The following is a 13,133-nucleotide window of genomic DNA, read 5'->3' on the forward strand; positions in this document are numbered from 1 at the left end:
AAAATTTCTCCTCAGCCGGTGTGCAGGACCCGGAGGCGGCCGGGTCGCGCCGGGTCGCGGTCGACGACCTGGACCGGGGGCCACGCCCACTGCCAGACGCCGATGCCCGGCACGCGGGAGAACGCGATCGGCCCCCGGGTGCCTTCGACCGCGACGTCCGGCCAGGCCGCGCCGCCGCCGGTGCGCAGCGCTTCGGCGAGCACGGCGATCGTGTCGTACCCCTCGAAGGCCACGAAGGACGGCGGTTCTGGCAGCCGCTCGCGAAGGGCCGCCGCGACCCGGGCACCGAGGGGGCCGAGCCGCTCGGGCAGGTAGCGCAGGAACGGGATCCCGGCGCCGTCCTCGCCCAGCGCCGCCTCCCACGCGGCGAACTCCGGCTGTCCGGCCGGAGCGCCCATCGTGATCCCGGCGAGGCGCGGGTCGCGGCGGACCGCCCTGACGATCGACACCGCCGGCTCAGGGTGGCCGACCAGGAGCAGGAGGGCGGTCGCGCGGCTGCCGGCGAGCGCGTCGCACACCGGGGCGCTCATGTCGAGCTCGATGACCTCGCCGAGGTGGTCCCGCAGGATGCGCGTGCCGGACGCCCAGTAGACGCTCGGGTCGGCGGCCACGGCGATCCTGGTGTGGCCCGCGCCGAGGAGGAAGTCCGCGTAGATCCGCCAGCCGTGGGACTGCGCGGGGGCGATGCGCGCGACCTGTTCGGCCGGCTCGTCGGTGAGCGCGTCGAGCACCGCCGACGAGCAGAGGAACGGCAGGCCGAGGGCGTGGGCGCGGGCGGCGGCGGCACGGGCGACGACGCTGTGGTACTCCCCCGCCAGCGCGGCCACGCCCAGCCGGGCGAGTTCGTCCACGGCCGCCTCCGCCCTGCGCGGATCGGCCGCGGTGTCGCGTACCAGCAGTTCGAGCGGCTTTCCGGCGATCCCGCCCGCGTCGTTGACCTCGCGGACGGCGAGCTCGGCCCCGGTGAGCAGGTGCCGGCCCGCCTGGTCCCAGCCGGGCGGGGTCAGCGGCGCGAGGACGCCGATCCGGACGGACGAGCCGTTCATGCGTGCAGGTCTCCCGAGCTCATGACGACCAGCGTAGCGATCCCGGCCCGCGTCATCCGGCGGGGACCCAGCGGCGGGCGGGCAGAGCCGTCTCCCCGCTCCCGCCCGCGCCGTCGGCCTCGACGAACCAGGCGTTCCGGTCGGGGAGCACGCTCACGACCTCGTGCAGCCGGTCGCCCACGTAGTGGAGGGCGACCCCGTCCTCCGTGGCGTACCCGGCCGGCAGCGTCCCGGCTCCCACGGCCTCGCGGAACCGGGACCGCCGGGGCTGGTCGCCCAGGTCGTCGTGGACGCCGTTGCTGAACGGCAGGAATCCCAGGCCGTCCGCGAGAGCGTCCAGGTCGTCGCCGAAGGAGTCGGTCACGCCGCCCGCGTGCCAGCACAGGCTGCCCGCGCTCTGGCCGGCCAGCACGACGCCCTTCTCCCAGCATTCGCGGAGGATCGCGTCGAGCCGGTGCGCGCGCCAGACCGCCAGCAGGTTCACCACGCTGCCGCCGGACACGAAGATCACGTCCTGGGCGAGCAGATACGCCCGTACATCCTTGACGTTCGGCTGCGTGAACAGCCGGAGATGCGACAGCTCCGCGTCGCCGAACGTCGCCGCCCGCGCCAGCCAGCCGTCGACGTGCTCCCGCGCGTCGCCCACCGCCGTGGGAATGAGGCACATGCGTGGCTTACGGACCCCGGCGAGCTGTCTCGCCTGCCATATCTGCACGCCGACGTGCCGGAACCCGTCGGGCGGGTTCAGCACCCCGGAGCAGGCCAGAATCTGCGGCTCCCTGATCATGGACACGTATCCTCGCAGCCCTCCAGCACGGCGATCTCGGGCCGGGGGTCGAAGCCGTGCTCGCTCAGCCAGCGGATCGCCCGCAGGCTGCGCAGCGACCACCACGCGCGGATCACGTCGAGGTCCACGTCGGCGCCGTAACCGGCCACGACGTCGCCGAGGCGCTCCTGGTGCCCGAGCGTCAGGGTGGCGAGGTCGAACAGGGCGTCGCCCCGGCCCGCCTCGGACCAGTCGAGCACGCCGGTGACCTCGTCGCCGTCCACGAACACGTGGGTGACCTGGAGGTCGCCGTGCGCGAACACCGGCGTCCACGGCCGTAACGCGGCCCCGGCGATCCGGCGGTTGCGCGTGACCACCCGGGCGGGAAGGACGTCGTTCGCGACCAGCCACGCGCACTGGGCGTCGAGGTCCGCGGCGATCTCGTCGAGGCTCCGGCCGGGCCACGGGGGCAGCGGCGCGTCGTGCAGCATCCGGGCGGCGGCGCCCGCCGCGGCCCACGCCGCCGGCGACGCGGGCGACGGCTCGCCGAGGCGGCCGAGCGCCGTGCCGCGGAGGGCGGCGAGCGCGAGCACGGGCGGCCTGCGCCACAGGATCTCCGGGGTCGGGACGGGCGCCGCCGCCATCGCCTCGACCTCGGCGTCGGCGCGCGCCCGATCGGCGTCGATCTTCAGGAACACGTCGCCGACGCGCAGGGTGGCGCGCTCCTTGTGGGCGACGACGACCTCGACCTCCTCCACGCCCGCCATCATCGCATCCGCGGTGGTCAGACCTGCTTGAGGAAGCCTGCGTCGACGGCGAAGTCCGCGCCGGTCGTGCTGGCCGAGCGGGGTGAGGCGAGCAGGGCGACCACGTCGGCGATCTCCTGCGGCTCGACCAGCCGGCCGGTCGACAGCTTCATCATCTCGGGCGCGACCTGGGTGATCACGGTGTCGCGGTCGGTGCCGGCCTGGGCGGCGATGATGTCGGCCGCGCCGCCGCTCTCCGTCCACCACGCCGTACGGACCGGGCCGGGGGACACGGTGTTCACCCGGACGCCCTGGGGCGCGAACTCCTCGGACAGGGCCTTGGTCAGGGTGTTGAGTCCCGCCTTGGCGGCGTTGTAGTCGACGTTCATGGGGGCGGGCATGCGGGCGTTGCCCGAGGACACGTTGACGATCGACCCGCCGCCACGGGCGAGCATCGCCGGGACGGCCGCCCGGACCGCGCGTACGACCGCGAACAGGTTGAACTCGAACATCACCCGCCAGTCCTCGTCCGTCGGGGTCAGGAACCCGAAGCGCGGCAGCGCCACGCCGGGCGGCGGCCCGCCCGCGTTGTTGACCAGGATGTCGAGCCCGCCGAACTCGGCCACGGCCCTCTCCACGAGCTGCCCGGGGACCTCGGGGTCCATCAGGTCGGCAGGGACGTGGACCAGGTCGCCGGCGAGCGCCTCCAATTCGGGCGTGCTTTTCCGCGACGCGGCCACGACGCGGGCGCCTTCGGCGAGGAGCGTGCGGGTGACGGCCAGGCCGATGCCCTTGGAAGCGCCGGTGACAATGGCGATCCGGCCGGAAAGCTGAAGGTCCATAATGTTTTTCCTTATTTCGATCGGCTGTGCGCTCAATACGTTATGAGCCGCCGTACGAATAAGGCTGGCGCGATTCAGACTGACAATTGCCGCTGATTTCGGACCTGCCATCCGCAGCAGGGGCGGTAGCATCGCGATTTGTGGTGGATTGGGTGGTTCGGCAGGCTTCGGCGGCGGACGTGGAGGCCGTGGCCGAGTTGCGGGCCGTGGTGATGCGGGCGGATCTCGAAAGGCTCGGCCGCTACGACGAGCATCGGGTGCGGCAGCGGCTGCGCGACGCCTTCCTCCCGGCGCACACCCAGGTGATCGAGGTCGACGGGGTCTTCGCCGGCTGTGTCGCGCTGCGGCCGGCCGGCGACAACGGCCGGAGCGGCTACTGGCTGGAGCACTTCTACCTGGACCCGCGCGCGCAGGGCAGGGGGATCGGCTCCGCGGTGCTGCGGGAGCTGCTGGAGCGATGCGACCGCGAGGACGCGGTCGTCCGGCTGAACGTGTTGCGGGGCAGTGCGGCGCGCCGGCTGTACGAGCGGCACGGGTTCACGTTCGAGCGTGCGGACGCGGTGGATGTGTACCTGGTGCGTCCGGCAGGGAGGCGACGCGGGCGCGAAGGGCTTCGGCATCCCCAGGGGCCAGCTCCGAGATGAGGGCGAGGGCCTGACGCAGCGTCTCGCCGCCCTCGCCCAGCCGGCCCGCGGCGAGCTGGGCCTCGCCGAGGCGGCGCAGGGTGCGAGCGCCGAGCGCGCGTTTGCCGCCGCCCCGCCAGGCGAGGGACCGGCGGTAGTAGGCGATCGCCTCCTCGTACTGGCCGAGCAGGTGGTGGATGTGGCCCATGCTGTCGAGGGTGGCGGACTCGCCGGGCAGGTCGGTCAGCTCGCGGTGGATGGCGAGCGCCTCCTCGCAGCGGCGCAGCGCCTCCTCATACGACCCCAGCTGGGCGTGGAACCAGCCGATGTTGTTGAGCACCCGGCCCTCGCCCGCCCGGTCGCCGGCCGCCCGGCAGAGCCGCAGCGCCTCCTCGCTCAGCGCCAGCCCTTCGGCGTACTGGTCGTGGCGGTCCTTCAGGACGCTGAGGTAGATGAGGCACCGGGCCTCGCCGGCCGGGTCGGCGAGCCCGGCGAACAACTCGCGAACCCGGCGCAGGTGCGCCTCGCCGTCCTCGTCGCGGCCCAGCCGGGTGAAGGCGTGGGCGAGGCCGACACGGGCGTGGGCCTCCGCGGCCCGGTCGCCCAGCCGGGACGCCGACTCCACCGCGATCGCGAACATCGCCGCCTGGTCGTCGGAGCGCCCGTCCTGGGACAGGAAGCCCCAGCAGGCGCCGGCCAGTTGCCAGGCATGGCCGTCGAACCCGGAGCGGGCGGCGTGCCGGATCGCGGCGAGCAGCGTCCGGTGCTCCTGGGCGAACCACGCCTGGCTCTGCGCCCGGTCCGTGATGCGGGCCAGGACCACGCCGGGGCGGGGCGGCGGCGGCGCGAGCGGCACGCGGTGCAGCAGGTCGAGCAGCCGGTCGCCGACGCGGGCGCTGTGCAGGTAGTGGTCGAGCAGCCGGTGCAGGGCCTCGCGGCGCTCGGCCGCGGAGTCGTGCAGGCGCGTCAGCTCCTCCGCGTACGCGCGCAGCAGGTCGTGCCAGCCGTAGCGGCCGGGGGTGCGTTCGGTGGCGAGGTTGGCCCTGGTCAGCTCGGTCAGCAGGCGGCGGGCCCGTTGCACGGGGATGCCGGCCAGGCTGGCGGCCGCGGCGGTGGAGATCTCCGGGGCCGGCAGCAGGCCGCGCAGGCGGAACAGGCGGGCGGCGTCGGGGCTGAGCGCGCGGTAGGACCAGGAGAGGACGGTACGCATGTTCGTCGCGGCATCGCCCCCGTCGAACACGTCCAGGTCCTCAGAGGAATCACCTTCGCCGGCGAGGTCGGAGACGAGGGTGCCGAGCGGGAACGCCGGCCGCTCGTTCGCCCGCGCCGCCACGATGGCGAGCGCCAGCGGCAGCCCGGCGCACCGGGAGACGATGTCGTCCACGGCCCGCGGCTCGGCGCCCACCTTGTCCACGCCGAGCCGGCGCGTCAGCAGCTCACGCGACTGGGCGGGCGAGAACAGCCCGAGCGACAGCGTACGCGCGCCCTCCGCGGCGACCAGCCCGGTCAGCTCGGCGCGGCTGGTGATCAGGGCCAGGCAGCCGGGCGCGCCGGGCAGCAGCGGGCGCACCTGGTCGGAGTCGAGGGCGTTGTCGAGCAGGATGAGCATGCGGCGCTCGGCGAGCAGGCTGCGGTAGAGCCCGACCCGGGCCTCCAGCGTGGCGGGGATGTGCTGCGGCGGCACCTGGAGCGCGTCCAGGAACAGCCGCACCGCCTCGGCGGGCGAGCGCACGCCGTGCGTGGGGCCGAAGCCGTGCAGGTTCACGTAGAGCTGGCCGTCGGGGAAGCGGTCGCGTACGCGGTGTCCCCAGTGCACGGCCAGCGTGGTCTTGCCGACGCCGCCGGTGCCGGTGATCACGCAGGGTGCGAGCACCGGGGAGCCTCCGGGCGGGAGCGTCAACCGGTCGAGGGCGGCCAGCTCCTCCTCGCGGGCGGTGAACAGCTCGGTGTCGGGCGGCAGGTGCCGTGGGACGGCGAGCGCGGGCGACCCGCCGGCTGCGGCGGCGGCCGGGGCCTCGTGGCCGGCGAGGATCGCCTGGTGCAGCCGTTGCAGCTCCTCCCCCGGCTCGATGCCCAGGTCCTCGGCGAAGTGCCGGCGTACGCGGCGGAAGACGGCGAGCGCCTCGGTCCGCCGGTCGCCGCGCAGCAACGCCGTCATCAGCAGGGACACCAGCCGCTCGCGCAGCGGGTGCTCGCCGAGCAGCGCCGCCAGCTCGGTGGCGACCTCCTGGTGGCGGCCCTGCCGCAGGTCGAGCGCGGCCCGCCGTTCCAGCGCCGTGAGCCGTTCCTCCTCCAGGCCCGACACGACCGCGTCGGGCAGCCACCGGCCGGCGGCGTCCGCCAGCGGCGCGCCCTGCCAGAGCGCGAGCGCGGCGCGCAGCAGGCCGGCGGCGCGCTCCGGGTCCGGCTCGCCGCCTGCCTCGCGCACCAGGTCGCGGAAACGGTGCAGATCGACGCGCTCGCGCGCGACGGTCAGGCAGTAGCCGCGCGCGGAGGTGGTCAGCGCCGCCTCGGGGAACGGGGCCAGCAGCCTGCGCAGCCGGGAGATGTGGCCCTGGATGGCGTTACGGGAGGACTCGGGCGGTTCGGCACCCCACAGGGCGGTCTCCAGCCGCGCGACCGGCACCGGGCGTCCCGGTTCGAGCAGCAGCATGGCGAGGACGGTGCGCTGCTGCGCGGTGGACGGACCGAGGAGCCGCCCCGCGTCCCACACCCCCACCGGACCCAGCAGGCGGAACTCGACGCCCTCCCTCGTCACCCGTCCCTGCCTCCTGTTCCCGGCCGCGGGAGCGTGCCGCCAATGATCATTACTCGGCAGCCTAACCGCCGACTCAGCCGAAAGTAAGCGCCATTTCAGTACCAGGAAGCACTCTGGTCACGAGCGGCGCACCCGGCCGCACAACCCTCACGAGGAGGAACGTCATGGAGATCAAGGTCAAGAAGGTCGAGTCCGTCAAGGCCACCCAGAACCCCGCCACGTGAGGCTCTGACGTCGCCTGACGAATGTCCCGCGGGGAGCACGGCTCCCCGCGGGTTCCCTTTGCGTACTGGCCGGCGCTGGAGGCACGATGCGTGTGGCGTTGAAGGAATGCGAGTGGCAGACGATCGGCGAGGACCTCCTCGTGATCTTCGACGCTCGCGAGGCGATGACCCTGGGCGATCCCGAAGGGCAGGTGGCCGCGCTCCTGAGCGAGCTGCGCGAGGCCCCCCGGACCGCCGCCGAGCTGAGCGTCGCCCTCGCCGGGCGCGGCTTCCGGCTCTCCGAGGAGGACGTCGGCCGGGGCCTGGCCGGGCTCGACTCCCTGGGCCTGGTCGAGGACGCCGACGGCCGCGCGCTCGACGATCCGCAGGAGAACGAGCGGCACTTCTCGAACCTCAGCTTCTACGGCACCTACTCCGCCCTGGACCGGCACCGGGGCGCGTTCCAGCGCTCGATGCGCGAGGCGCACGTGCTGGTGCTCGGCGTCGGCGGGGGCGGGTCCTCGCTGGTCCAGTGCCTGGCCGGGCTCGGCGTCGGCGAGATGACGCTGGTGGACCAGGACCGCGTCGAGTCGCGCAACTTCGCCCGCCAGTTCCTCTACCACCACGCCGACATCGGCCTGTCGAAGGCCGAGCGGGCCGCGGCCTGGGTCCGCGAGTACGACCCCGCCATCAAGGTCCACCCGGTCGACCGCTGGGTGTCCGCGCCGGACGACCTGGCGGACCTGGTCCAGGGCGTGGACCTCATCGCGGGCGGCCTCGACGGCCATCCGCACGCCAACCTGTGGGCGAACGAGGCCGCCGTCCGGGCCGGGATCCCGTACGTGCTGGGGGGCGCGAACCGCAGCCAGCTCATGTACCTGTCCGTGGACCCGGGCCGCACGGCGTGCCTGGCCTGCGACTACGCCGACCGGCCAGTGGGGGACGACCCGGAGGCGGTGGCGTACCGGATCGTGGAGAACATGAAGCTGAGCAACCCGCTCACCGGGCCGATGGCGATGCAGGTGGGCTCGCTGCTCGCCCTGGAGGCGCAGCGCTACCTCACCGGGTTCGAGCCGCCGCGGGCGGCCGGGTACCGGGTCACGCTCGACCTGCGCGAGGGCCTGACGCCCGAGTGGCGGCCCCTCCCCGCGAACCCGGAGTGCCAGGTCTGCCGGCTGGCGCCGCCGCGCGAGGGTGACCGGCGGTGACGGTGCCCGCGACGGTCCGGCTCAAGCCGCTCAGCGTCGTCCCCGAGGGCGAGGACGAGGTGCTGGTGGGCGATCCGGCGACCGGTACGTTCGTGACGATCCCGGCGGTCGGCGGGGTGGTGATCGCCGCGCTCCAGCGGGGCGCGAGCGTCGAGGAGGCGGCGGCCGAGGCCGAGGAGTTCGCCGGGGAGCCGGTCAACGTGCCGTCGTTCGTCGACACCCTCGGGGAGCTCGGCTTCCTGGCGGAGGAGGGCGAGGAGGCGGCCGCGCCGGTGCGCACCGCGCCCATCCAGGCCCGCCGGTGGATGACCGGCATCCGCCCGGAGACGGTCCGCCCCTTCTTCGGCCCCGTCGCCTGGACCTTCTACGCCGCCTGTCTGCTCTACTCGGTGGCCGTCGTCGTCGTCCGCCCCGGCCTGGCCCCCGACCCCGCCGAGGACGCCTTCGCCTTCGGCGACACCGGGCTGAGCGCGCTCGCCTGGCTGCCGTTCGTGTGGTTCGCGGCGGCCAGCCACGAGTGCGGGCACTGGCTCGGCGCGCGGGCCCTCGGCATCCAGACCCGCTTCGGCGTCGACCGCCGCCTGTGGATGCTCGTCTTCGAGACCGACCTCACCCAGCTCTGGACGCTGCCGCGCCGGCAGCGGTACGGGCCGCTGCTGGCCGGCCTCGCCGTCGACTCCGTGCTGCTGGCCGCGCTGCTCACCGGCCGGCTGCTGATCGACACCGGCGTGTGGGCGGCTCCCGGGCTGGTGGCCTCGCTGCTGGCCGCGTGGGCGTTCATCAAGATCATGCAGATGCTCTGGCAGAGCCTCGTGTTCCTGCGCACCGACCTCTACGCGGTGCTGGTGAACGCACTCGGCTGCCGCAACCTGTGGCGGGTGAAGACGCTGATGCTGCGGCGGGCGTTCGGGCGGCTGACCGAGGAGGAGGCCGCCGAGCTGGCCGACGCGACCGACACCGACCTGCGGGTGGGACGCTGGTTCCGCTGGGTGTGGCTGGCGGGCTTCGCCGGCGTGGTCGCCTGGTTCTGCCTGCTGCTGCTGCCGGTCTTCGCCGAAGTGCTGCGCTGGACGGCCGAGGGGCTGGCCGAGGGGCCCCTGACCGGCGCGTTCTGGTATCGGCTGCTCTGCGCCGGGCTGCTGCTCGGCCCCGAGGCGCTGGCGCTCTCCCTGGCCGTCAAGGAGTACGTGGCGCGCCTCGCCGCCCGGCGCTGATCAGGCGGCCGTGAGCACCATGGCGACCACGACCGGCGTCAGGTAGAGCAGCGGGAACGGCACGTGCCCGTACGAACGGGCGCGGAGCACGGTGACGACCGCGCCCGTGAAGTACACCACCAGGCCGATCCCGGCGGCCACGCCGATCGGGGGCACGACCAGCCCGGCGAGCAGGCCGGCCGCGCCCAGCGCCTTGGCCGTGCCCAGCCAGGGCCACGCGGCGCGCGGCACGCCGTACTCGGCGAGCGGCTCCACGACCCACTTGGCGCGGATGAAGACCGACAGGGCCGAGAACCCCACCCAGAGGGCGGTGAGGACGGTGACGACGACAGCGGCGGTGGACATCGGTGGCTCTCCTTCCGGCGTTACGGATGCCGGGCCGCGTACGGCCCGGCATCTCGTTGACCCCTCAGCCGCCGGAAGTGTGACCGCTCAGGTACGACGCCAGGCGAGCAGTCCGTCGGGGGCGTCCTCGCGGGTGAAGCCGGCGCCGGTGAGCTCGCTCTCGATGGTCGGCCAGAGCGGCCGGTATGCCTCGCCGACCAGCTCCTCCTCGCTGATCACCGTGTCGCCCTCCTCGATGCGGTGGATGAAGCGGCCCTCGAAGGTCTCCTCGTCCAGCCGGGTGAGCCCGGACCAGATGGAGTAGGTGTGGCGGCCCACCTGGCGGCTCTCCAGCTTCTCGACCGGCCGCGAGGCGGGCGCGCCGCCGTCGTGCCAGGTGAAGACGAGCAGGCCGCCGGGCTCCGTGAGCTCGGCGAGCAGCGGCCAGAGCCGCTTGCGGTAGTCGTGCGGCATCGAGTACATGACGTTGATCATCACGACGGCCTCGACCGGCTCGGGCACCCGCGCGGCGAGCGCGTCGCAGGGCAGGACGGTGACCCGGTCGAGGAGCTCGGGACGGCCGCACAGCCGGGACAGCAGGATGCCGCGCATGCCGTCCGAGGGCTCCAGCGCGAAGATCTCCGCCGGGGTCCACTCGGCCAGCGAGACGGTGATGAGGCCGGAGCCGGCGCCGATCTCCAGGATGCTGCGCGTCACCCCGGTCAGGAGCGGCGGCAGCTTCTCACGGATGATCGGGACGTGACCGTTCTCGTGGAACAGGTCGTAGAAGGGGAGGGAGATGAAGTCGGCCATGAGCGGCAACCGTAGTGCACGTCCGGATCACGCCGTGCCCGCCCGGAGGCGGGAGATCACGGTCTCGGCGGGGCGGCCGAGCACGCGTTCGAGGTCGGGGGTCTGCCGCTCCAGCGCGCCCGCGCGGATCCTGGCGGAGATCCAGCCCATGGGCCCCTCGCCGGCGTCGGTCTCGCGGTAGGTGGCGCCCAGGGCCGCGGCGACCTCCGGGTACGTCCACAGCGGCCCGGTGAAGTCGTAGGCCCGGCCCAGATGGCCGTCGCCGCCGGTCAGGACGTTCGCCGCGGCGGCGGCGAGGTCGGCGCGGAAGGCGGTGTTGAGCCCCCGGCCGCCGGTGGCGCTCACGATCTCCCCGTCCGCGGTGACGCGCGGCACGAACGCGTCGCTGTAGTAGGGGTGGCGGAGCAGCGTGTACGGCAGGCCGCTGTCGACGATCGCCCGCTCGGTCACGTGGTACGCCTCGGTCAGGCCGGTGGCGGCGGTGTCGGCGCCGAGGAAGCTGGTGAAGACGAGCGCGCCCACGCCGGTCTCCTTGGCGGCGGCCACGGCGGCCAGGTGCTGCTCGATCCTGCGGGCGGTGTCGAGCTCGGGCGAGGAGATCAGCAGGAGGCGGTCGGCGCCCTCGAAGGCGGCCCGCAGGCTGCGGGGGTCGTCGTAGTCGCCGTGGCGGGCCGGGACGCCCTCGGGCGCGCGGGCGGGTTCGCGGACGGCGGCCGTCACCTCCGCTCCGGTCGCTCGCAGCCGGTCGAGGACGAGGCGGCCGAGCGCACCGGAGGCGGCCGTGATCACGATCATGCGGGAAGGGCTCCTTCGCGGGGGGAACCGCCCCAGTGAACTCCCGCCGGGCACGGCCGCGCCACGCATTTTCCCGGCTCACCCCTGATCGGGCAGGCGGCTCAGCCATTTGCGCCGGACCTCCGCCTCCACGTCCACGCCGTGGTGGCGGGCGAGGAGCAGCACCTGGCACAGCACGTCGGCCAGCTCCGCGCGGAAGTCGGCCTCGATCTCGGACGGGGTGCGGCCCCTGGTCCTGGCCCTGCCGGTGCGGGTGAGGAACGCCTGGGTGAGCTCGCCGACCTCCTCCTGCAGCTTCAACATGTGCCAGATGTCGTCCCGTTCGACGCCGAGCGAGGCGGCGTACCGGCTGGAGACGGACTCGATCGCGTCGGAGAGCTGCCGCAGGTCCACCCCCGGAGTGTACGGCCCGCACGGGCCGGGCCTATGGGGGATCGAGATTCGGTAAGCGGGGTGCCACGAGGGGCGTTTCGCCACGCTCCGTGCATCCTTGCCGTCCATCATTCGGAACGGACGACGGCGGCGAGAGGCGAGAGGACGGGGCGATGCGGGACATCGAGGTGTTGCTGGAAGCCGGTCCGCGCGGCGGCCAGGGGCTCACCGTCCGGGTGTCCGGGCGGGTGCGGCCGGGGATGGAGCACGGCGAGCGGCGCGTGCCGAAGCCGCCCCCTCCCCCGGAGTTCGACGACGACCTGCTGGACCCGGGCGGCTGCGAGTTCTGAGGCGCCCGGCGCGGTTTCGCCCATGGCGATTCCGCTGCGGGCGTGCAAGGGCACGCGGGGCTGCCGGCTGCGCCAGAGTGGGCGCCATGAGAATCCTGGTGCTGGGCGGCACGGAGTTCGTGGGGCGGGCGGTCGTCGAGGAGGCGCTCGGCCTCGGGTGGGACGTCACCGTGTTCAACCGGGGCACCCACGTGCCCCCGGCCGGGGTCACCGCGCTGCTCGGCGACCGCACGGCCCCCGGCGGCCTCGCGGCGCTGAAGCGCGGCGAGTGGGACGTCGTGGTCGACACCTGGTCGTGGGCGGCCTCGGCGGTGCGTGACGCGGCCGCGCTGCTCGCCGGGCGGGCGGGCCACTACGTCTACGTCTCCAGCAGGTCGGTCCACGCCGAGCCGGTGGCGTTCGGCGCCGACGAGAGCGCGCCGGTGGTGGCGGCCTCGGCCGATGACGACGATCCCTCCGACTACGCCAGGAACAAGGCGGGCGGCGAGCTGGCGGCGGTGGCGGCGTTCGGGGAGCGGGCGTTGCTGGCCAGGGCCGGGCTGATCATCGGGCCGCACGAGAACGTCGGGCGGCTGCCGTGGTGGCTCAGCCGGATCGCGCGGGGCGGGCCGGTCCTCGCGCCCGGCCCCGCCGAGCAGGGGCTCCAGTACATCGACGCGCGCGACCTCGCGCTGTGGTGCCTGCGGGCGGCCGAGCGCGGCGTCGGCGGGGCGTTCAACGTGGTGAGCCCGCCCGGGTTCGTGACGATGCGGGAGATCCTGGAGACCTGCGTCGAGGTGACGGGGGCGGCGGCGGAGCTGCGCTGGGTCGAGCCGGAGACGATCCTGGCGGCCGGGGTGCAGCCGTGGACGGAGCTGCCGTTCTGGCTGGTCGGGCCCGACTACGACTTCCTGCACGGCGGCGACGTGTCGAAGGCGGTGGCGGCCGGGCTGAGCTTCCGGCCGGTGGCCGAGACGGTGGGCGACACGTGGGCGTGGCTGCGCGGCATCGGCGGCGAGGCGCCGCACCGCCCCGACCGCCCCCGCAAGGGCGTCGCCCCGGAGGTGGAGGCCCTCCTGCTGGGGCTGTGAACG

General features: G+C 74.2%; 14 protein-coding genes. 5 read left to right on the forward strand and 9 right to left on the reverse strand.

Translation table 11 applies throughout. From position 1 onward, the window contains the following. Positions 1-11: 11 nt before the first annotated feature. From AC27IY_RS28870 to AC27IY_RS28885, 4 genes are read right to left on the reverse strand one after another with little or no spacing between them, the layout of a single operon-like run. Positions 12-1,046: an ABC transporter substrate-binding protein gene (locus AC27IY_RS28870; protein WP_487179823.1), complete on the reverse strand. Its 1,035-nt coding sequence runs from the start codon at positions 1,044-1,046 to the stop codon at positions 12-14. A 52-nt stretch (positions 1,047-1,098) separates the two neighbouring features. After that, positions 1,099-1,833: a Type 1 glutamine amidotransferase-like domain-containing protein gene (locus tag AC27IY_RS28875; protein WP_487179824.1), complete on the reverse strand. Its 735-nt coding sequence runs from the start codon at positions 1,831-1,833 to the stop codon at positions 1,099-1,101. Further along, positions 1,830-2,570 carry a phosphotransferase family protein gene (locus tag AC27IY_RS28880; protein WP_487179825.1) on the reverse strand — a complete coding sequence of 247 codons (741 nt, stop codon included), beginning with the start codon at positions 2,568-2,570 and terminating at the stop codon, positions 1,830-1,832. Before AC27IY_RS28880 ends, AC27IY_RS28875 begins: the two co-directional genes overlap by 4 nt. A 26-nt stretch (positions 2,571-2,596) precedes the next feature. After that, entirely contained in the window at positions 2,597-3,400 is an 804-nt protein-coding gene (locus AC27IY_RS28885) for an SDR family NAD(P)-dependent oxidoreductase (RefSeq protein WP_423451132.1), read from the reverse strand. Positions 3,401-3,552: 152 nt separating this feature from the next. Between AC27IY_RS28885 and AC27IY_RS28890 the strand changes: the two genes are divergently transcribed. Next, positions 3,553-4,044 (forward strand): GNAT family N-acetyltransferase, encoded by a 492-nt coding sequence (locus tag AC27IY_RS28890; RefSeq protein WP_487179826.1) that lies wholly within the window; start codon positions 3,553-3,555, stop codon positions 4,042-4,044. Here the strand turns inward: AC27IY_RS28890 and AC27IY_RS28895 are convergent. Beyond that, a complete protein-coding gene (locus AC27IY_RS28895) occupies positions 3,938-6,781 on the reverse strand; it encodes an AfsR/SARP family transcriptional regulator (RefSeq protein WP_487179827.1) in 2,844 nt (947 codons plus the stop codon). The genes AC27IY_RS28890 and AC27IY_RS28895 overlap by 107 nt on opposite strands. Before the next feature lie 310 nt (positions 6,782-7,091). On the opposite strand from AC27IY_RS28895, the gene AC27IY_RS28900 reads away from it, so the two are divergent. Continuing rightward, a complete protein-coding gene (locus AC27IY_RS28900; protein ID WP_487179828.1) occupies positions 7,092-8,192 on the forward strand; it encodes a HesA/MoeB/ThiF family protein in 1,101 nt (366 codons plus the stop codon). Further along, the gene (locus AC27IY_RS28905; RefSeq protein WP_487179829.1) at positions 8,189-9,406 is read left to right on the forward strand and encodes a hypothetical protein; all 1,218 of its coding nucleotides are present in this window, start codon (positions 8,189-8,191) and stop codon (positions 9,404-9,406) included. The genes AC27IY_RS28900 and AC27IY_RS28905 overlap by 4 nt, the downstream gene beginning before the upstream one ends. On the opposite strand, the gene AC27IY_RS28910 is transcribed toward AC27IY_RS28905, so the two are convergent. The 4 genes from AC27IY_RS28910 to AC27IY_RS28925 form a co-directional block, all read right to left on the reverse strand. Continuing rightward, positions 9,407-9,751, reverse strand: a complete 345-nt coding sequence (locus tag AC27IY_RS28910; protein ID WP_423451137.1) for a DoxX family protein — start codon at positions 9,749-9,751, stop codon at positions 9,407-9,409. Positions 9,752-9,838: 87 nt separating this feature from the next. Next, a complete protein-coding gene (locus tag AC27IY_RS28915) occupies positions 9,839-10,543 on the reverse strand; it encodes a class I SAM-dependent methyltransferase (RefSeq protein WP_487179830.1) in 705 nt (234 codons plus the stop codon). Positions 10,544-10,570: 27 nt separating this feature from the next. Beyond that, the gene (locus AC27IY_RS28920; RefSeq protein WP_487179831.1) at positions 10,571-11,338 is read right to left on the reverse strand and encodes an NAD(P)H-binding protein; all 768 of its coding nucleotides are present in this window, start codon (positions 11,336-11,338) and stop codon (positions 10,571-10,573) included. A gap of 78 nt (positions 11,339-11,416) precedes the next feature. Continuing rightward, a complete protein-coding gene (locus AC27IY_RS28925) occupies positions 11,417-11,731 on the reverse strand; it encodes a MazG nucleotide pyrophosphohydrolase domain-containing protein (protein WP_487179832.1) in 315 nt (104 codons plus the stop codon). 152 nt (positions 11,732-11,883) lie between these two features. Here AC27IY_RS28925 and AC27IY_RS28930 point away from each other — a divergent pair, with 152 nt between their 5' ends. Beyond that, complete coding sequence (locus AC27IY_RS28930; protein ID WP_364459694.1) at positions 11,884-12,060, forward strand: hypothetical protein; 177 nt, start codon at positions 11,884-11,886, stop codon at positions 12,058-12,060. An 86-nt stretch (positions 12,061-12,146) separates the two neighbouring features. Continuing rightward, positions 12,147-13,130, forward strand: a complete 984-nt coding sequence (locus AC27IY_RS28935; RefSeq protein WP_487179833.1) for an NAD-dependent epimerase/dehydratase family protein — start codon at positions 12,147-12,149, stop codon at positions 13,128-13,130. Positions 13,131-13,133: the final 3 nt, after the last annotated feature.

This window comes from Nonomuraea sp. B208 (assembly GCF_057536035.1).